Genomic DNA, 20,733 nt, shown 5'->3' with positions numbered 1-20,733 from the left:
CTGCGAGACGATGACTTCGACGTATTGTGTCGCTCCATCTTGGTCGCACAAAAATGCACCGCTGAACGAAACTGCGCTCAATTCATTGGGTGTTGTCGTAAGTTTCGTCAAATCACCCGCTGCAGCAGCACGGCATGCGCATGCAAGTCCAGCCCGAGTGCGAGGAGCATGACGTAGGGCGTTGTTATGTCCTCCTCGCGAGCAGCCAGCGTCACGGCGATGCTCGCGACGGTCATGTTTCCGAAATCGGTGATGGTGCTGAGCGCCGGTCCGGTTTCCAGCTTGCTGGACCAGCTCTTCAAAAGCACTGTCGAGGCCTGGTGGCCGATTAGGGTGATGTCTGTGCCGGAAAGCCCCTGGCGCTGCAACACATCCAACGCCGCCCTCGGAGCGGTTTCACCGCCAAAAGACTTGAAGGCGTCGATGCCCTTCTCTGTCATGTGAAAATAGGGACCGCTATATAGTTGGTCTTCCGGTTGCCCGTCGGTCTTTATCCGGTTCCCGGCGACGTACATGACACCGTAAAGGTCGGACTGGACAAGAGCCTGCTGGTCCCGGACGACCCATCGTACACCGGCCGTTGCACCGCCGAGCACGGCAGCCGCAGCCCCGTCGCCGGCGCTGATAGAGGGAGCCTCGTTATAGTCGACAGCCCGCGTCCAGTCGCAGCCGGAAACTCACGTTCAGGAGATCGTCGTAGACCATGACGAGGCCTGGTGCGTCCCGCTTGGGAATGATCCCGCCGTCTGGCCCTGCGGGCCAATAGTAGCATTGCCGGATCGGCATGTCGGTGAGCGAACGACCGGAACTTACCTTGGAATCCTGCCACCAGCAGTTCGGATAGAGCAAAAAACATTTGAAGAGGGGAATTGGTGCGACGGAAGCGAGGTCTTGTCGGAACTGGATGTTCTCAGGGCCGAGAACCTTGCCTTCCGGATCGAGCAGTTCGATGGAACGGCGCGGCATGGCGAGCACGATGGCACGCGCCGTCCTTGTCGTCCCGTCGCGGAAACGCAGCTTGATACCTGTGGAGCCGTCCTCAAGCGTGATGCCTTTGAAACCGGCAAGCCATTGGTTGAACTGGATCTCGCCACCAGCCGCCTGGAAACGGTTCTGGAGCTCCCAGGGCACAGTCTCGTAACCGCCGTTGACCATCCGGTAGCTGACGCCAGGAGTAAAATCGAAATACTCGGCGGTCAGGTCAAGTGCATTGGTGTTTCCTCCGAGACAGTCATATCCGACAGTCGCACGGGCGGCGGCATATCCGTCAGCGCTAAGGCCCTTGGCGAGGAGATTCCACAGTCCGTGCTGCCACAGTGGCAATCCGTCGATCTCAACTTTCTCGAGATACTGGCGCAGTGTCCCAGCATTGAGATTCTCCATCAGCCCGGGCATCAGGCTTGTCAGAACGCGCCCGATCAGCGAGGCGGGACTCCCGGCACCGCTGGCCGCCAGCCATGCCGCTTCCCCTGGATCGAACCAGTATGGGAGTGCCGCCGTATCGCCGAGATCGCTTGTGCGCAGGAGTTTGCCGCGCAGGAAGGCAATATTACCAGGAAGATCGACAACCTGGGCATGGTAGGGCAGTTTCAACACGCACTCGACCAGGCCGGTAACAAGTGTTTGTGCTGGTGCGACATAGCGCATGCCCCCGACCTCGGCGGTTGTATCGGGCATATGCGGAGAACGGGCCGAAAGCAGGCGGCCTCCAATGCGGTCGCTCCCTTCGAAGAGGGCGACCTTGAGTTTTCCCCGGGCAGTCTCCCAGCCTGCGAGGCCGGAGCCCGTCAGACGCGATGTCAGCATCCGCCATCCGGCATAAATGCCGCCAATCCCGCCGCCGACGATCGCAACGTCGACATCAGGTAATGCAACCATGGTTTCCCCTCCCTCAGTCGACCTTCTTTTGCCAGTAAGGCGGGCTCCAGTATGGAGGAGCGGCCTTGGGGTCTATATGCGCGACGATCACCTGCGGTCTCCCGTTGTTTGCGCCATCGACGATCTTTGGCCAGGCGTCCCGAAGGTCGCCGGGGCTCGAGATGCCAACCGCATTGGCGCCAAGGCCTTCCGCCACCTTCACAAGGTCGGTCGTGCCAAGGCTGTAGGCATCGCTGAAGCTGCCATCGCTCGCGAACATCATCGCCATTCCCTGTGCCACCATGTTGAGATCCTCGTCCTTCAGGACGACCCAGATGGCGCCCACCTTGTGGGCGGCGGCGGTGGAGATCTCGCCGAGCTGCATCAGGAAGGCTCCGTCCCCAACCAGTGCGAGAGAGAGGCGACCCGGCTGTCCGAGCTTGGCGCCAATCACGCCGCAGACACCAAATCCCATGGGGCCCATGGCAAGGGCGCTATGGAATTCCTGCTTTCGGTCAACGATCAGGGAATGCAGGCCCCAGCCGACGCAATTTCCGCAATCGATGAAAATGGATGCATCAGCCGGCAGCAATTCGTTGAGCGTTCGGCAAAGGGCGGCCGGCTGGAGAGGAGCCGCTTCCGAGGTGTAGTCGTCGGGCGAGGAAAATGGCGAATTGGCCTTTTTGATCCCGGCGATCTCGGCCTTTCGCTCTGCAACCACCGCAGGGGAAGCCGGCCAGGTTGGCGCCTGATCCCAAAGAGCCCGGATGAAGGCTCCGGCCTCCGCGACGATTCCGTCGGTTACGGGGAAGCCGCGTCCAATCATCGCCTGATCGATATCGACCTGGATGAATGGGCCATTCGGCACCAGCATCGGGTTCCATCGGTAGGTTGCAAGCTCGCCGAGCGAGGAGCCGATGACGAGCAGGGCGTCATGGGCCGCAGTGCCATCCTTGTTGATCATCCAATATTGCGGCCATTGGCAACCAGCAAACCCGTAGGTGCGAAGCGACAGCTCGTTCGTTTCGGGAAAGACGCCCTTGCCATCCGAGGTCGTCATGACCGGAACCTGCCACCACTCCGCCAGGGCCCGAAGCGCGTCGGCCGTGTCAGGATCCCGAACCGCGTCTCGGCAGCCGCTGCCGACCAGGATCAGTGGACGCATGGCGGTCGACATCACCTTGAGCACTCGCCGGACGGCGTCGACCGGTGCACCGCCTGGCAGCGAACGATAGTTGGTGGGACGGGCCGGGGGGCGCGGCGCCACGATCTGAAACGGGTCCTCGTCGTCGATCATTGCCGACGCGACACTGTCGGAAATGCCGAGACGTACGGCGCGCCGGGGAATTGACAGCATGTCGCGCAGCGCCTGCTCGATAATGATAGGCGCCCCGGCCGATGCTGCGATATCGGCGCTATAACGGGTTCCCGCGGCGTAGATGTCACGAATATTCAGACCGCAGTCTGTCCCTTCTTGGAGATAGCCGCGGCCAAGGAAGTTCTGCTGCACCTCGCCGGTCAACGTCATGACGGCAGAACCGCCAAAATTGGCGTTCATCGTGCCGGTGAGGGCGTTGGTGGCACCGGGGCCGCTGGTGACCAGGACGACGCCGGGCTTGCCGGTCGCCCTGAAATAACCGTCGGCCATGTAAGCAGCCGCGGACTCGTGCCGGCACACGATATAGGTGAATTCGCGTCTTTGCCTGACCCGCTCCAAAAGATGTGCGATACCGGCACCCGGAACGCCGAACATCAGCGTCGCATTTTCGAGAACCAGGTAATCGAGAAGCTGGTCGGCAACGGTGCCGCCTTGCGAAGACGTAGGTGCAGCCATCGTCATGAACTCCGCTTTTCGTTAGATTGGCAGAAGAGCTATGAACGCGATTTCAGGTGGTTGCGAATGCAGGTGCTACTTGCGGGCAGTAACGCATCTTGCCTGAGGTCCGGCCGCATGTCGAGTGCTAGCAGACGCTACGCGTTGCTATGTATCGAATATAGTCTGTGACCAGCGAGCGTCATTAGCGCAACTACACATTGAGCATGCTGCAATCCTATCGCCAAAGAGATGTCGACTGTTTTACATCGAAAGGCGTACACTGTATTTCATGCGTTATAGATTATACTTAAAAAACCTGCTTATTGGCCGGTTCTCAGGGGTTTGATCTTGAAAATTTATGAGGGAGCATGCCATGAATCGCAACGCTCGCCGATGGGCTTCCAGCTCGACACTCATGGATTCATGGCTCCCCAGGTGGCTTTCCGGCGGCCGAAAGTCGAAATCCCGCAATGCGGCCCACGGAGGCGACGGATTTCATCAAGTCGCGCTCGCCACGCCGACCGCTGTGGGGACGACCTCCGGCGCCGTGGCCGACAACCCGTTTAAGGAAACGATAGCCGATGGAGAAGATCGTCGGAACGGGGGGGCGGTCTGCGATGCGCACGGTCAGGTGATCAGCGATCTGACGCCGCTATCACTGGCAAAAGGCAACGGAGACGGACCTCAGGGGGGCAACGGTGCCGTGCCTCGCTCTGTCGCCGGGGGATGGGATCATTTCTCAGGCAGTTGGGGTGCGCAAACATTTGGAATAGAGTCATCGCAGCACGCCGGTCACAGCACGGTTGGCAAGACTTCAGGACAAGACCCGGCCATTATGGTGGGTGGGCACGTCGCTTCCGGCAGGTTCGTCATGCCGCAGACGGCCACGCTCGACCAAGGAAGCGCGACTGGGTCTCGTTCACTCCAGGCGCTTGGTCTGTCGTTCGGCGCGTCGGCGACCGACCAGCTGCATGGCCTGTCCCGAATGTCAGGTTTTCGTGAAACCGCAAGATTGACCGTTTCAACGGTCTCGAGCGGAACTCTAGTTGGTGTTGGAGAGCCCGTAACCGGAGGCGCCAGCTCCAAGAGCGCCACGCTTTTTGCTGCGCCCGCAGCCGATCTGGGCGGCACTCAGAGTGCGGCGATCCAAAGTTTGGCGGCCGCAGCGGCGGTCAGCAACGCGATCGTGACCGAGAACCAGAAGCAAGGTAATCCGGAGAGTGAATGGGGCATCGACGGGGCAGGCAGCACGAACATCGAGGGTTTTGCCACCGACATCAGCGTCAATCGCGGCCAGACTGTCAGCTTCAAAATCAACACGAATTCCAACAACTATCGAATCGACATCTATCGCCTCGGCTATTACGGCGGCATGGGCGCGCGCAAGATTACGACGATCCAGCATACAGGCGTGCAGAACCAGCCTACACCGTTGCGCGATAACGCTACCGGTCTGGTCGACGCCGGCAACTGGTCGGTGTCGGCGTCCTGGGCAATTCCGGCAGACGCGACGTCGGGCATCTATATTGCAAAGCTCGTGCGGCAGGATGGTACCGCTGGTGAGAACCAAATCCCATTCATCGTACGCGACGACAGCAGCCACAGCGATGTTATCTTTCAAACCTCCGATGAGACCTGGCAGGCCTATAACCCCTGGGGTGGAGCCAATCTCTACCAAGGCAACGGGCCAGGGGGAGATTCCGCCCCGGGTCGTGCATACGCTGTCAGCTACAATCGCCCGATCACCACCAGGGGCGGCGGCCTCGCGGCCGGGCCGCAGGATTATATCTTCGGTGTCGAATTCTCAGCCATTCAATGGCTTGAGAAAAACGGATATGATGTGTCTTATATGGCTGGAATGGACTCCGACCGCCTCGGCAGCCTGATTAAAAATCATAAGATGTTCCTGAGTGTAGGCCACGATGAGTATTGGTCGGGACAACAGCGTGCCAATGTCGAGGCAGCGCGGGATGCCGGGGTTAACCTCTCCTTTTGGAGCGGCAACGAGGTTTACTGGGAGACTCGCTTCGCTCCAAGCATCAGTGCGGGCGCGCAACCCTATCGCACCCTGGTCAGCTACAAGGAAACAAGGGCCGGCCCAATTGATCCGGATAATCAATGGACTGGAACCTTCCGGGATCCACGTTATGTCTCGCCGACCGCGGTCGGGGGAGGGCGGCCGGAAAACGCGCTGACTGGTACCATGTTCCAGGTCGATTCCTACCGAAGTGATGCGATTACCATCCCGTATGATGACGCCAACCTGCGGTTCTGGCGCGATACCAGCGTGGCAACCCTCCAGCCGGGCCAGACAGCAACCCTTCAGCAGAACTATCTCGGATATGAATGGGATGAGTCGCCTGACAATGGATTTCGCCCCGCTGGGCTTATCGAGTTGTCGTCGACGACGTTGCCGGTCAGCCAATATCTGCTGGACTACGGTACGACAACCGGCAATGCAACCGCAACGCACAACCTGACGCTTTACCGGGCGCCGAGTGGTGCATTGGTATTCGGTGCCGGCACAGTTTACTGGGCATGGGGGCTTGATGCGAACCATGACCTAGAAGCCACGCCCGTCGACCCGCGCGTAAAGCAGGCGATGGTCAATTTGCTGGCCGACATGGGCATCCAGCCGGGTACGCTGGAAGCGGGACTGGTAGCCGAAACACAGTCAACGGATACCACAAAGCCTGTGTCATTGATCATTGCGCCGAACGACGGGACCCCGCTTAAGGTAGGCAATGCCATCACCATTAGCGGAACCGCATCCGACGTCGGCGGTGTTATCGCGTCGGTCGAGGTCTCCACCGATGGTGGTACGACCTGGCACCGGGCGGTTGGAGACGAGTCCTGGACCTATAGCTGGGTCGCGCAGACAGCCGGTACGTTCACCATCAAGACCAGGGCGGTAGACGACAGCCTCAATCTCGAAACCCCCGGTAGTGGCCGAACAGTGACGGTAACGGGCAACAACTTCTTTTCCGCTTCAGCGATACCGCCTACCGTGCCGGACGGCGATGCAAATGCCATCGAAGTTGGAATGAAGTTCCAATCCTCCGTCGCAGGCACTGTAACGGGTGTTCGGTATTACAAGAGCGATTTGAACATCGGACCGCACACAGGGTCGCTGTGGTCGAGCACAGGCACCAGATTGGCGACGGTCACTTTTTCCAACGAATCAGGGGTCGGTTGGCAGGCCGCCAGCTTTTCAACGCCAGTCTCGATCGTTGCCGGCACCACATATGTGGTCTCTTATCACACCAACTACGGGCACTATGTGGCAACAGGAGGCTATTTTGCCTCTTCCGTAACGAATGGATCACTCACGGCGCCGGCGAATGCCGGCGTCTATAGCTACAATTCGGCAAGTGTTTTTCCGAGCAGCACCTTTAACAGTGAGAATTACTGGGTCGATGTCCTATTCAATCCGGCGACGGCAAACAACACGCCGCCGACGGCGGTTGCCGATGCCGGCGATGCGACAGAGAAGGGCGGTGTCGCCAACGGCTCTGGTGGTTCGCCCGCCAGCGGCAACGTGCTGACCAACGACACCGATCCGGATGCCGGCGATACCAAGACGGTGACGGCGGTCGCCTTCGGCGCGACGACAGGCACGCTCGGCACGGCGCTTGCCGGCACCTATGGCAGCCTCGTGCTCAATGCGTCGGGCGCCTATAGCTATACGATCAACGAGACCAACACCGCGGTGCAGGCGCTGCGGCTGTCGACCAACACGCTGAGCGACATCTTCAGCTACACCATGCGTGACACCGCCGGTGCGACGGCGACGGCCTCGCTGACGATCACCATCCACGGCGCCGACGACGCCCCTGTGCTGGCGGCCCAGACCGTCACCCAGAACGCCACGGTCAACACTGGCTTTTCATTCGCCCTACCGGCCGGCACCTTCACCGACGTCGACACCGGTGATGCGCTTACCTATACGGCAACATCTTCGGACGGCACGGCACTTCCCACCTGGCTGAGCTTCAATGCCACGACGCAGACCTTCAGCGGCACGCCGACGACAACCGGCACGTCAGCCATCAAGGTGACGGCAACAGACATTGCCGGCCTTGCTGCCAGCGAGATCTTCAATATCACCACTTCGATAGCGGGCAACACGACGCCGACGGCGGTTGCCGATATCAGCGATGCGACCGAGAAAGGCGGTGTTGCCAATGGTTCTGGTGGCTCGCCCGCCACCGGCAACGTGCTTGCCAACGATACCGACCCGGATCAGAACGACACCAAGACAGTCACGGCGGTCGTTTTCGGCGCGACAACAGGCACGCTCGGCACTGCGCTTGCCGGCACCTATGGCAGCCTGCTGCTCGATGCGACGGGCGCCTACAGCTACACGATCAACGAGACCAACACTGCGGTGCAGGCGCTGCGGCAGTCGACCAACACGCTGAGTGACGTCTTCAGCTACACCATGCGTGACACGGCCGGTGCGACGGCGACGGCCTCGCTGACGATCACCATCCACGGCGCCGACGACGCGCCGGTTCTGGCCGCCCAGACCGCCACCCAAAACGCGACGGCGGGGACCGCCTTCTCGTTCGCGCTGCCGGCCGGCACCTTCACCGATGTCGACAGCGGCGACACGCTTACCTACACGGCAACATCTGACAACGGCTCGGCGCTTCCGACCTGGCTGAGTTTCAATGCCTCGACGCAGACCTTCAGCGGTACGCCGACGACTGCAGGTACGTCAGGCATCAAGGTGACGGCAACCGACCTTGCCGGCCTTGCCACCAGCGAGACCTTCAATATCACCACGACAGTGCCGTCGACCTACAGCCTGTTCAGCGCTACCAGCACGCCGGCCCAGGTAAATCTCAGCGACAACAGGCAGATCGAACTCGGCGTCAAATTTCAGGCTAACGTTGCTGGACAGATCACTGCGATAAAATTCTATCGAAGTGCTAGCGATACCGGCCAGAACGTCGTCGACCTGTGGACGACTGGAGGCACCAAGCTCGCGACTGCCAACTATGTCGGCACGACTGGTAGCGGCTGGCAGACGGTGAACTTTACAACCCCTGTCAACATCACCGCCAACACCACCTACATCGCGTCGTACCACACGACCGGTGCCTATGTGGCGACCGGAAACTTTTTCACAGCAACTGTTACTAGCGGCCCGCTGACGGCACTCTCGAGTGCGGCGGCCGGTGGCAATGGTGTCTACCGTTATGGCGGAACCGCCTCGGCAGGTATTTTCCCGAATGCCACCTTCCAGTCATCGAATTACTTTGCGGATGTGGTTTTCCGCCCGGCGACGGCAAACAACACGCCGCCGACGGCGGTTGCCGATGCCGGCGATGCGACAGAGAAGGGCGGTGTCGCCAACGGCTCTGGTGGTTCGCCCGCCAGCGGCAACGTGCTGACCAACGACACCGATCCGGATGCCGGCGATACCAAGACGGTGACGGCGGTCGCCTTCGGCGCGACGACAGGCACGCTCGGCACGGCGCTTGCCGGCACCTATGGCAGCCTCGTGCTCAATGCGTCGGGCGCCTATAGCTATACGATCAACGAGACCAACACCGCGGTGCAGGCGCTGCGGCTGTCGACCAACACGCTGAGCGACATCTTCAGCTACACCATGCGTGACACCGCCGGTGCGACGGCGACGGCCTCGCTGACGATCACCATCCACGGCGCCGACGACGCCCCTGTGCTGGCGGCCCAGACCGTCACCCAGAACGCCACGGTCAACACTGGCTTTTCATTCGCCCTACCGGCCGGCACCTTCACCGACGTCGACACCGGTGATGCGCTTACCTATACGGCAACATCTTCGGACGGCACGGCACTTCCCACCTGGCTGAGCTTCAATGCCACGACGCAGACCTTCAGCGGCACGCCGACGACAACCGGCACGTCAGCCATCAAGGTGACGGCAACAGACATTGCCGGCCTTGCTGCCAGCGAGATCTTCAATATCACCACTTCGATAGCGGGCAACACGACGCCGACGGCGGTTGCCGATATCAGCGATGCGACCGAGAAAGGCGGTGTTGCCAATGGTTCTGGTGGCTCGCCCGCCACCGGCAACGTGCTTGCCAACGATACCGACCCGGATCAGAACGACACCAAGACAGTCACGGCGGTCGTTTTCGGCGCGACAACAGGCACGCTCGGCACTGCGCTTGCCGGCACCTATGGCAGCCTGCTGCTCGATGCGACGGGCGCCTACAGCTACACGATCAACGAGACCAACACTGCGGTGCAGGCGCTGCGGCAGTCGACCAACACGCTGAGTGACGTCTTCAGCTACACCATGCGTGACACGGCCGGTGCGACGGCGACGGCCTCGCTGACGATCACCATCCACGGCGCCGACGACGCGCCGGTTCTGGCCGCCCAGACCGCCACCCAAAACGCGACGGCGGGGACCGCCTTCTCGTTCGCGCTGCCGGCCGGCACCTTCACCGATGTCGACAGCGGCGACACGCTTACCTACACGGCAACATCTGACAACGGCTCGGCGCTTCCGACCTGGCTGAGTTTCAATGCCTCGACGCAGACCTTCAGCGGTACGCCGACGACTGCAGGTACGTCAGGCATCAAGGTGACGGCAACCGACCTTGCCGGCCTTGCCACCAGCGAGACCTTCAATATCACCACGACAGTGCCGTCGACCTACAGCCTGTTCAGCGCTACCAGCACGCCGGCCCAGGTAAATCTCAACGATGGCCAGCAACTCGAGCTTGGTGTCAAATTCCAGTCGAACGTTGCTGGTGATATTACCGGTATCAAGTTCTACCGTAGCGCGAACGACAATGGCCAGAACGTCGTCGACCTGTGGACGACTGGAGGCGTCAACCTCGGCACTGCCACATATACCGGCACCACGGGGAGTGGTTGGCAGACGGTGAACTTTGCGACCCCTGTCAACATTACCGCCAACACCACCTACATCGCGTCGTACCACACGACTGGTGCCTATGTGGCGACCGATGGCTTCTTTGCGAACGGCGTCACCAACGGCCCGCTGTCGGCGCTGTCGAACGCGGCCGCCGGCGGCAACGGCGTGTATTCCTATGGCGGCTCTGCCACCTCGGGTCTCTTCCCGACGAGCACTTTTGATTCAGCGAACTACTATGCCGATGTGGTCTTCCGACCGCAGCTCGCTGCGTAAGAGCATGCCATTGATGCCGCGAACATTGAGCGTGGTCCTGTGGCGGCAATCCTCGGGAGTGTCGAAAATCTCCGCCGCCATTGGAATGAATTCGATACCCTCGCTCTTCTAGGCGGTCTGGACAGACTTCTCTCGGCCGACAACAGAGATCGCTCGAATGAGATACGCCTAGGCCGTTCTTGGGTAATGCCACTCAGGGCTTGCAGCACGGAGAGCCTGTACCGTCGGCTGGCCCCACGGGCGCGCAGATCTTCCAGCCACTAGACAATCTTCGCCGCTTACGCAACCGTCTGGCTCATCATGAGTTGATCCCTAACCGCAATGCCGAGGCAGCTTATGCCTCAATCCTGCGCCTAATCGGGTACATCTACCCAACCGCCGCTGAATGGATTGTTGATCAGAACCAGGTGCCAGCCGCCTTACCTGCAAGACCGTAAGGTTTGACTATGCACTCGGAGGCGGCAGGCGCAGATACAGCGCGGGAAAGGGGATGCGCGAAGCCTTCACGGTTTCGCTTGTCATCAATGACGCAGTTGACGGATTGATGACCTGGCCCATGCAAATGCAATGTCACACATGCTCCCAGCAATGATGTTGATGTGTGACGCATCTCATGCTAATAAGTGACCGAACGGTCGGTGAATGGAGCGCGATCGCGTCGGGAGGACTAGAGAATGTCCGAAACGTTCACGCACGATGCCATGCGCACGCCGAGGGTATGCGACGGCAGCGCAGTAGAACGATTGTGCCCATGCGGCCTTTTCTTGCCACAGAGACGATACGTTCCACAGGTCACGGCATCGTGACTATCGATAACTGAAGCAAAAGCCAATCTGCAAAGCCACGGGAGGGACGATGCAGTCACTTGTCACGCCAATCCATATGCCAGTGCCAGTGGAAATTTTGCAGGCTGAGATCCGAAAGGTCTGCGGTGTTTTCGATCTTGAGCCGATGCGAGGGGCCGGCGTGGTTGCCGGCGACGTTGCGACCCGGCGGATCGGTCTGTTCGATACCGCCATTGTCGGGCTCGATGCCAGCAGTCATGTGGAGCGCGGCGCCAAAGCGATCCGGCAGGATCCCGGTGAGCATTTCTTTCTTCTGATCCAGGACAGCGGCCAATGCCGCGTCGAGCAGAACGGCCGCACGGCCGAGCTCGCTGCCGGTGACATGTTTCTGGTGGATTCCGTCAAGCCGTCGCGATTTCTGTATGGCGGCGCCCGTTCCAGCCAGGTCTCTATCCATTTGCCGCGCGACGAAATGGTGCATCGCTTCGGCGATACCTGCACAGGCGGCGTGTCGATCAGCCGCTCCGATCCGCTGTGGCTTGCCATCCGCGCCGTGGTGACCAAGATGCTCGACGCCTCGGGCGCCCAGCAGCAGCTTGGCGAGGCCTTCCTTTGCCTGATGGGTGCTTATCTGCAATCGAACCGGGGCATGATGCCCAATCGCGCGCCCGAGACATTGCTGTCGCGCGCATTGGCACTGATTGACCGCTACGGTCTCGAACCGGCCTTCGGCCCGCGCGAACTGGCGAGCCGCCTGAACGTCTCCGAGCGCATGCTGCAGCGCCACTTCCGGCCGCTCGGGGAAACGCCCGGGCAGCGCCTTCTCAAGCGTCGCCTCGAGGTGGCTCATGCCCGGCTGGCAGAACGTGCTGCCGACCAGGCGAGCGACGGCATCGCCGCCATCGCCTACGGTTCCGGCTTCAACGATCTCTCCTATTTCTACCGGGAGTTCCGCAAGAAGTACTGCACGACTCCCGGCGCCGTGGTGCGCTGTCATTGACGCTTTTGTCCAACAGACGGGACGCTCTCGTCCAAGTCTGGTGCACGGTTCTGGCCTAGGCTTCTTCCAAATCCGGGATGGACCGGATCTCAGCGAGGAGGCTGATCATGACGTTCTATTCTGCAATCATCGACGGGGCGTCGGTGACTGGCGAGGCAGGTTTCGCAGTTTTCAATCCGGCAACGGGCGAGGTGGCTGGACGCGCACCGAACATGGGTGGCGCAGAACTCGACCAGGCCGTCGAGGCTGCGCGCGCTGCGTTTCTTGCATGGTCGGCGAGAAGTGACGAGGACCTGCAGCGCATGTGCGCGGCCGTCACCTCCCGTATCGAGGAACATGCCGGTGAACTGGCCGACATTATCACGCGCGAGCAGGGCAAGCCCTTGAACGGCCTCGGATCGCGATGGGAAATGGGGGGCGCTGTCGCCTGGGCGGGATATACGACCGCACTGTCGGTTCCAGTTAAGGTCCTACAGGACAACAGCGAGGGTCGCGTCGAATTGCATCGCAAGCCGATCGGCGTCGTCGGTTCCATCACGCCATGGAATTTCCCGGTCATGATCGCGATCTGGCATATCATGCCGGCGCTCCGCACCGGCAATACCGTGGTCATCAAGCCATCGCCGCTGACGCCGCTGTCGACGCTGCGGCTGGTGGAAATCATCAATGAGGTTCTCCCCCCTGGTGTCCTCAACGTCGTGACAAGCGACGACAAGGGCTTCAATCTCGGCGCGGCGATGGCGGCCCATCCAGGGATCAACAAGATCGTCTTTACCGGCTCCAGCGCGACCGGACAGAAGGTCATGCAGTCGGCCGCCGGCAACATGAAGCGCCTGACCCTCGAACTCGGCGGCAATGATGCCGGCATCGTACTGCCCGACGCCGATCCCAAGGCGATCGTCGAGGGCCTGTTCTGGGGTGCCTTCATCAACAACGGCCAGACCTGCGCCGCCCTGAAGCGGCTCTATGTCCATGACAGCATCCATGACGCGGTGTGCGAAGCTCTGGTAGACTATGCCCGCGCCATTCCCGTCGGCAATGGGATGGAGGAGACGAGCGTGCTTGGCCCGGTGCAGAACAGCATGCAGTTCGACAAGGTGTCACGTCTCGTCGCGGACGCCACGACGCGTGGCAAGGTCCTGCTTGGCGGTGCGCCGGGTGAGGGCCTGTTCTATCCGCCAACCATCATATCCGGCCTGAAGAACGGCGATCCGCTTGTCGACGAGGAGCAGTTCGGTCCGGCCCTGCCGGTCATCCGCTACCACGACGTCGAAGAAGCGATCGCACTCGCAAATGACAGCCCAAACGGTCTTGGTGGTTCCGTCTGGTCATCTGATATCGCGGCTGCAAAGGCCGTGGCGAGCCGCATGGCCTGCGGTTCCGTCTGGATCAACAAGCACGGCGCTATCCAGCCCAATGTCCCGTTCGGTGGCGTCAAGTCGTCCGGGCTCGGCGTCGAGTTCGCCGAGGAAGGCCTACTGGAATACACGGACATCCAGGTGGTCTTCAGCTGAGGCCCAGCGCGCCGTCCGAACGGCGACGACCGTTGCAGTATGAGCAGGAACAATGAGGGCGGGCAGGTTGCCGCCCAACCAACAGATCAAGAGGGAGAGAGAGAGATGAATCGCACGCCCTATATTGCCGCCGCCGGCCTGATGCTGGCCCTTTCAGCATCCGCTGCGATTGCCCATCCGCTGGATGGCTTGACGGCGGAAGAATACCAGAAGATCAACGGGATCCTGCGCGATGCGAAGGTGGTTGACGAGAATACGCTCTATCCGTTGATCGAACTCAAGGAACCGGCCAAGGCCGATGTGATCTCCTGGAAGGACGGCGACAAGCCGCTCGACCGTGAGGCGCGGGTGCATCTCACGAGCCCGGAGGGCTTCAAGGAAGCCGTCGTCAACATCACGACCGGCAGGGTCGAGAGTACGACGCCGGTCAAGGGCCAGCCGATGGTCCTGTTCACGGAGTTCATGGACGCGCTGCAGGGCGCGCTGAAGGACCCGGACATGGTCATGGGCCTGAAGAAGCGGGGCCTGACGCCTGAACAGGCTTTCTGCCTGCCGCTGACGGCGGGCAACTTCTTCACAGAGGACTACAAGAATTCCCGCCTGATGAAAGTGCCCTGCTACAAGGTTCCTGACGGATCAAACTACTACGCCAAGCCGATCGAGGGCCTGTTTGCCGTCTACGATATCGGCAAGAAGAAGGTGGAGAAGGTCATCGACATCGGTGTGATCGAAGGCCCGAAGGATAATTGGGGCTACACCGAGAAGGAAGTCGAAGCGCGTGAGCCGCTGCGGCCGAAGATGAACATGGCCGAGCTCTCCCAGCAGGGCGGCCCCAACTACAAGATATCGGGCAGTCATCTCGAATGGGACCTGTGGCGCTTCAACTTCCGAGTCGACAAGCGGCCGGGCCTGGTGCTCTCCAACCTCGACGTCAAGGACGGCGACAAGTGGCGCTCGGTCATCTATCAATCCCACCTGTCTGAAGTCTTCGTACCCTACATGGACCCGACCGAGGGCTGGTACTGGCGCACCTACATGGACAGCGGGGAATACGGGTTCGGCCTTTTCCTGAGCCCGTTGCGTGCCGGCGTTGACTGCCCCGACTATGCAACCTTCCTGCCGGCAACGATTGCCGATGACAAGGGCAATCCGCTGACCATTCCGAACGCAATCTGTGTCTTCGAGCGCTCGATCGGCGACCCGGCCTGGCGTCACTTCGAAGTCTTTGCCCAGACGCCGGAAAAACCGCTTCCGGCCGAAGGCCGTCCGGCCACCGAACTTGTGGTTCGCACGGCGTCCGAAGTCGGCAATTACGACTATCTGATGGACTACCGCCTGCAACAGGATGGCCAGATCCGCATCATGATCGGCGCAACCGGCCTCGACGCGGTCAAGGGGGTCGCATCGGCCTCGATGAACGATCCGACGGCTGCCGCCGATACTGCACACGGCACGCTGATTGCACCGAACCTGGTGGCAGCCAACCACGACCACTACTTCAACTTCCGCATCGATTTCGACGTCGACCAGCCGGAGAACCATTTCGGCACGATGGACATCGTTCCGTCGAAGGTTGACAAGACGAACCCGCGCCGGTCGATGTGGGAAGTGCAGCACACGATGCCGAAGACAGAGCTGGAAGCCCGCTACCAGCTGTCCGCCGCAAAACCGCGTTACTTCATGATCTCGGATCCGTCCCGTGAAGGTTACCTCGGCCAGGAACCGGGCTGGATGATCCACCATGGCGACGTGGCCTACGGTCCCTTCGACTTCGCCAAGGACCCGCCGATGAAGCGCAACGCCTATATAGAGTACTCGGTGTGGAACACGGTCTACAATGCGGACCAGCAATATGCGGGCGGAAAGTTCGCCATGCAGAGCGACGGCTCCGACACGTTGCCGGAATGGGTCAAGGCCAACAAGCCGCTGATGGGCAAGGACATCGTGACCTGGTTTACCGCCGGCTTCCATCACATCCCCCGCATGGAGGACTGGCCTGTGATGTCAACGGAGTGGAAGACCATCCACATCGAGCCGCATAACTTCTTCGCCCACAACCCGGCCCTGACGATCCGTAACGCCGAATGATGCGGCGAGAGGGCGCCCCATGGGCGCCCTTTTTTCTTGATGTCCGTTCTTCAGGACAGGGACCGGACGGGTTGCCGGGCTCTCCCTTTCGGCGCACGGGCTGTGAGGAAAGGGCAGGCTCAGCGTGAGACATGATTCAGCAGAACAAAGAGAAACAGGATGACGAGCCAGCCGATCGCGGCAAGCGCGTCAAGCGCGACAGACCGCGCTCCTTGTTCAGGTGCATGAAAAACCAGTAGATCAGCGCCGTCTTGGCGAATGCGATCGTCAGGCTGGTTGCAAGGCCGAAGGGGCCGGTCAGCACGAAACTCGCAACAAGGGTTGCAGCAAGCGGAAGCATAAGTGCAAACCAGACAAACAAAAACGGACGGACAATCCATATTTCGTCATCTCGCGAGGTAAAATGCCGGATCGAGGAATACCCACACGACATCGACGAGATGCCCGTAGTGGTCGGGACGATGCTGCGCTCCGGCAATCTGATCCTGCCGCTCGCCATCCACCGGAACTACGGAGAAGAGTGCTGCGACCGTGCAATGCATCAAGTTTGCGAATGTTTCGCTCAAAACGCATCAATCATTTGACGAATGGCGTTTTCGCTACCTTGCAACTTGAGCCGCAAATCGAGCATATTCAGGTCGCCATAAAGGAACCGCGACACTTCGCTTGGATGGCTCGAGGAGCCTTCATCGCAGCCGCTGACATCGAGGCGCGGGACCTTTCTTGGGCCAAAACGCAGAACGAGCGGCGACGCCAGAGACTGGAAAAACAGAACGCGACATGAATTTTGAGGCGCCTTCGGGCGAATTTCGGTTCCTGCGATCACACCGCTTTCCTTTGAAACAATACGGTCCTGGCGAAGAGCGTTCATCGCAATTCCAGTTCCGCGCTCTACTTCTATCTTCAGAAGGAGAACGAGATTGGAAAACCTGAGAGAATTTGCCTCGAGCACGAATGGTGATCGCTGGTTTTTGGGCGTCGATAAGCTGACGGACACAGAGTTTGTTATCCACCGTGGGAACCCGTCGTCCGGCGGTCACGAAACAACAACTCTGGTGAGTGAGTTTTTGCAAAAGCGCCCGTTTGGGCCGGAGCGCGATGCTCTAATTTTGATACTAGCGGATCGCCCTGGTGAAAGCGGCGAGATAGCCGCTGGCCCGGTTTAAAAGATTCGTCTGAGGCGAGATCGCGGGGGATCTTTTAGTCATCCCCTTCCGATGGAGTGTGAGCTTATCAGCCTCCCGGCGCCGGCCATCTCATTTCAGGCGGTTGGCCGCCTTGTCACATGCATCACGATCAGATCCGTGAGTTTTAATGATGCGAGTAGCATCGGACGTCGTAATCCCATGCTTTTTGGCAAACGTGGCGACGTGGTAGGGTTTGCGGTCCGAAAACCCGGGATCGGATTTGCCGCGTCGCGGCCTTATGTTTGACACAACGTTCTCCTGGTCGAGGCGCGTAGAAACTTAGCTGTTATTGGCCGCTGAATAGCAAGAGGAATCGGTCGGACCTTGCCAAGGCGCAAATATGAGGAGAAGCCGACGCGCCCCGAACTGTAGGGTGCGTGCCGCCTAGGCCCGTCGGGCGGCCGGGAGGGTAGGCCGGTATGATATCAGGAGGAGTGGCCGCTGACCCGACACTCCTCTTTTGCATTACGTAAGAGCCTTGATCAGGCATCACAAGCACCGGCGGGATCACGAGCTTGATAGTGAGGTCAGCGTCTCTGGCCGATCCTTGTATATTCTCAGCATTCGGAGCCGGTCGTCCAGACAAGCGCCTCGAATAAATTCACCCTTTGGCAATTGGCAGCTAGTTCGCCTTCGAGATATCCGGAGGAGTCAAGGCGGAGCTAATCATCTGACCCAGTAGATTGTGCAGCATCTGCGCGGTCCCCAAGTCCATGCGAAGGCGAGAGGCGATGTCGACCACGCCCTGATTGTTCGCGTCCATGAAGCAGGAGCCGAATGAGAGGTAGACGGTCCCGTTGATTATGCGAGCTTCGGTTAGGTAGTCCGTGAACTTGATGGTTTCTCCATTGTCACGGATCTCCCACCATTGATCGCCCATAGCGATTTTGCGCCCGCTGCTGATTACGACTTCGTCCGGTGTAGTGGTTTCATCAGCCATTTGTGTGCCCTTTCGCTGGTAACAACCTTGGGTCAAATGAAGCTGGATTCAGGTGATTCAGTAAAGCGATAAACGTGGACTGGCCGCCTTTCACAGGGCCGAGGGGCTGATTTGCTCGTTGTTCGACTTCTCCACAGCTTGGGGCAGCAATGATCGAAAATATCCTGATGCGCTGGTGTTGCTGGCCGCTCACTTTCTGTGCGCCTACCAGCTTCAAGGGCCGCTTCCTGTCTAACGCGAAACAATCCGGCCCGATGCCGATTGATCACTTGATCGCTCATTCCGGCATACAAGGTGCCGGTGTGGCTGTGGTCACAGGTAATAGTTAGCGCGGGTTAGCAGAATGGCTGGCTCATCCGTCTATCGACGAGGCGAAGGCGCGCGGAAGAACGACTTCCGCCGTGGACCAAGCGCTGCACATCGCCTGCAAAGCCGTCTGGCTCGTCTACGTCATCTTGTCCGCAACGCTGCTGCATGGGCAATCTATCTCGCCCTGGCGGCGATGACATTCGGTTTGGCATCGTTGCACGGTTGGCCGAGCTGACCCGTCGCGCCGTCACCTAACGCCTCGCAGTCGGACCGGCCGACGCCATCATCGCCGCAGAGAGAACTTATCCCGAATGACGTCTGAACATGGCGGGCCTGAATTGCCGTCAATGCCTCCTCGGCAAGCACACGGCTTACTACGGCTCTCACCAATGGTTGTAGACCCACCACAAACAATACCCGGCAAGCACCAAAACAAAGATCGTATATACAAAACGTTTTGCCATCTCCGCTCCCTTTAGACGGGAACGTCGAAGCTATACTGCAACCAGGTCGAAGTGAATAGGCCTGCGGCTTGCGGCTTAGCTAGTCGCCGTCACGAACCCGTTGAATGTAGCGCTTTCGGTCCTCTTCCGTTGCGCTAATGGATAGATCCTGCCCCAGCTCAATACGCTGGGCTACAGGTTGCCAGGGCCTTCCCGGGTTTTCCTTTGTCCACAGCTGCTTCGCACGTCGTTCGATTTCAGCGTCTTCCAAGCTGGTCTCCTCCGTTTTCAACAAAGGTAGCATGGGTGGGCTTTAGGCACGAGCTGACCCTGATGGAGCCTCTAAGCTCCTACTTCGAGGGCGGAAAAATCAACATGAGATCCGTGTCCGGCGGCTTCCGGACCAATAAAGGAGAAGACGCATGAGCGCACCTACCGTAACAGCGCTGCAGCGGCAAGAAAGGACATACCTGTTTCTTCCACACCGTTTATTCGCAAGAGATCCAGTCGGAAAACGGCAGGTTCCTTGATCTTGTCGGAAGCTTGCCATACCTCAAAGAATCCATGGCGCCCAAGAAGAAATCGGCAGAGGCCCGTGTGGGTCAACCAAAGTCCCTTTTGAAGCAGCTTGCGGCTCAGCCAGACAAGCTCTTCGCCGGCAAGTTTCGTCAGCAATACGCTGCCTTGTGCTTCCGCTATAAGAACGACGGGGCTTCGATAGAAATACTGGTTGTAACATCGCGCGATAGCGGCCGATGGATCATCCCGAAGGGATGGCCTATGGAAGGCAAGGCGCCCCATGCATCTGCTGCTATCGAAGCTTGGGAAGAGGCGGGAGTTCGAGGCAAGGTCGGGAAGAAGCCCGTCGGCAGATACACCTATCTGAAGCTTTTGAGCGATGGGGACGTCGTGCCCTGCATGGTTGATATATTCCAAATCGAAATCAAAACGGAGGCTGCAGACTTCAAGGAACGCGGACAGCGCGCCTTGGCTTGGGTCAGCCCGAACGAGGCCGCACGTCGCGTGCGAGAGGTCGAGCTAAAATCCATATTGATCGATTTCAGGCCCAACGGTAGAGGGAAGGGAAAATAACTGCTGAGATGTCCGCGGGCGGCCCACGAAAAAGAGCCCCGCTGGATGGCGGGGCGTGGAGGTAAGCAGAAGATCGCGCCCAGGTCGGGGACGCAAACGGAGATTAATCAACCCATTTCTTCCGTTCAAGTAACTCATAAGGTTGCCTTATATTCGACGGTGACGCCCGCCCCGTAAGTTAGAGCATCGCACTTGAATTGAGAATCGAGTGGGGTTTTCACGAGGGTATCGGTGTGATTCACTGCGGTTGGAGGTGAATCACATGGGTAAATCTCATTCTGTTGATCTTCGTCAGCGTGTTGTTTCTATGGTCGCTAGCGGCCAATCACGGCGAGCGGCTGCCCGTCATTTCGCAATTAGCGACAGCAGTGCGATCAAACTGCTACAACGCCGGGAGCGGACCGGGCTGATAACCCCCGCGCGTCAAGGAAGGCCACCAGGTGCCGGGAAACTGTCGGCGTTTCGCGATTTCCTGGTCGCACAGGTCGAAGGCAAACCGGATATCACCATGCCAGAGCTTGCCCGTCGCCTTGACGATGAACATGG

15 protein-coding genes are annotated in these 20,733 nt (G+C 59.7%); 7 read left to right on the top strand and 8 right to left on the bottom strand.

The window, feature by feature from the left end:
- Positions 1–107 precede the first annotated feature (107 nt).
- The 3 genes from FHT76_RS33665 to FHT76_RS33655 are packed head-to-tail and all read right to left on the bottom strand — an operon-like array spanning position 108 to position 3,691.
- Positions 108–596 (bottom strand): hypothetical protein, encoded by a 489-nt coding sequence (locus FHT76_RS33665; protein ID WP_259186289.1) that lies wholly within the window; start codon positions 594–596, stop codon positions 108–110.
- A 43-nt stretch (positions 597–639) separates the two neighbouring features.
- A complete protein-coding gene (locus tag FHT76_RS33660; RefSeq protein WP_259186287.1) occupies positions 640–1,878 on the bottom strand; it encodes an FAD-dependent oxidoreductase in 1,239 nt (412 codons plus the stop codon).
- A 13-nt stretch (positions 1,879–1,891) separates the two neighbouring features.
- Positions 1,892–3,691, bottom strand: a complete 1,800-nt coding sequence (locus tag FHT76_RS33655) for a thiamine pyrophosphate-binding protein (RefSeq protein ID WP_259186285.1) — start codon at positions 3,689–3,691, stop codon at positions 1,892–1,894.
- 355 nt (positions 3,692–4,046) lie between these two features.
- On the opposite strand from FHT76_RS33655, the gene FHT76_RS33650 reads away from it, so the two are divergent.
- The 4 genes from FHT76_RS33650 (at position 4,047) to FHT76_RS33630 (ending at position 16,216) form a co-directional block, all read left to right on the top strand.
- Positions 4,047–10,829, top strand: a complete 6,783-nt coding sequence (locus FHT76_RS33650; RefSeq protein WP_183757904.1) for a DUF4082 domain-containing protein — start codon at positions 4,047–4,049, stop codon at positions 10,827–10,829.
- A gap of 855 nt (positions 10,830–11,684) precedes the next feature.
- The gene (locus tag FHT76_RS33640; protein ID WP_183757906.1) at positions 11,685–12,614 is read left to right on the top strand and encodes a helix-turn-helix domain-containing protein; all 930 of its coding nucleotides are present in this window, start codon (positions 11,685–11,687) and stop codon (positions 12,612–12,614) included.
- 107 nt (positions 12,615–12,721) lie between these two features.
- Positions 12,722–14,128, top strand: coding sequence for an aldehyde dehydrogenase family protein (locus FHT76_RS33635; RefSeq protein WP_183757908.1), 1,407 nt, complete (start codon positions 12,722–12,724; stop codon positions 14,126–14,128).
- Between the two features lie 105 nt (positions 14,129–14,233).
- Complete coding sequence (locus tag FHT76_RS33630) at positions 14,234–16,216, top strand: tyramine oxidase (RefSeq protein ID WP_183757910.1); 1,983 nt, start codon at positions 14,234–14,236, stop codon at positions 16,214–16,216.
- Positions 16,217–16,352: 136 nt separating this feature from the next.
- On the opposite strand, the gene FHT76_RS33625 is transcribed toward FHT76_RS33630, so the two are convergent.
- From FHT76_RS33625 to FHT76_RS33615, 3 genes are read right to left on the bottom strand one after another with little or no spacing between them, the layout of a single operon-like run.
- Positions 16,353–16,649 carry a cytochrome C oxidase subunit IV family protein gene (locus FHT76_RS33625; RefSeq protein WP_259186306.1) on the bottom strand — a complete coding sequence of 99 codons (297 nt, stop codon included), beginning with the start codon at positions 16,647–16,649 and terminating at the stop codon, positions 16,353–16,355.
- Positions 16,603–16,758 (bottom strand): hypothetical protein, encoded by a 156-nt coding sequence (locus FHT76_RS33620; protein ID WP_183757914.1) that lies wholly within the window; start codon positions 16,756–16,758, stop codon positions 16,603–16,605. Before FHT76_RS33620 ends, FHT76_RS33625 begins: the two co-directional genes overlap by 47 nt.
- A gap of 20 nt (positions 16,759–16,778) precedes the next feature.
- Positions 16,779–17,087 carry a hypothetical protein gene (locus FHT76_RS33615; protein ID WP_183757916.1) on the bottom strand — a complete coding sequence of 103 codons (309 nt, stop codon included), beginning with the start codon at positions 17,085–17,087 and terminating at the stop codon, positions 16,779–16,781.
- Positions 17,088–17,136: 49 nt separating this feature from the next.
- Here FHT76_RS33615 and FHT76_RS33610 point away from each other — a divergent pair, with 49 nt between their 5' ends.
- Positions 17,137–17,382 (top strand): hypothetical protein, encoded by a 246-nt coding sequence (locus FHT76_RS33610; protein ID WP_183757918.1) that lies wholly within the window; start codon positions 17,137–17,139, stop codon positions 17,380–17,382.
- Positions 17,383–18,025: 643 nt separating this feature from the next.
- Here FHT76_RS33610 and FHT76_RS33600 read toward each other — a convergent pair.
- Both FHT76_RS33600 and FHT76_RS33595 read right to left on the bottom strand, forming a co-directional pair.
- On the bottom strand, positions 18,026–18,343 hold the full coding sequence (locus FHT76_RS33600; RefSeq protein WP_183757920.1) for a hypothetical protein: 318 nt from the start codon (positions 18,341–18,343) through the stop codon (positions 18,026–18,028).
- Positions 18,344–19,195: 852 nt separating this feature from the next.
- Complete coding sequence (locus FHT76_RS33595) at positions 19,196–19,366, bottom strand: hypothetical protein (RefSeq protein ID WP_183757922.1); 171 nt, start codon at positions 19,364–19,366, stop codon at positions 19,196–19,198.
- Positions 19,367–19,659: 293 nt separating this feature from the next.
- On the opposite strand from FHT76_RS33595, the gene FHT76_RS33590 reads away from it, so the two are divergent.
- Both FHT76_RS33590 and FHT76_RS33585 read left to right on the top strand, forming a co-directional pair.
- Positions 19,660–20,187, top strand: coding sequence for an NUDIX hydrolase (locus FHT76_RS33590; RefSeq protein ID WP_183757924.1), 528 nt, complete (start codon positions 19,660–19,662; stop codon positions 20,185–20,187).
- 262 nt (positions 20,188–20,449) lie between these two features.
- Positions 20,450–20,733, top strand: a 284-nt coding sequence (locus FHT76_RS33585; RefSeq protein WP_259186281.1) for a helix-turn-helix domain-containing protein, incomplete at its 3' end; no start/stop codon positions are given.

Source organism: Rhizobium sp. BK176 (genome assembly GCF_024808055.1).
This window is presented reverse-complemented; position numbering and strand designations above follow the sequence as displayed.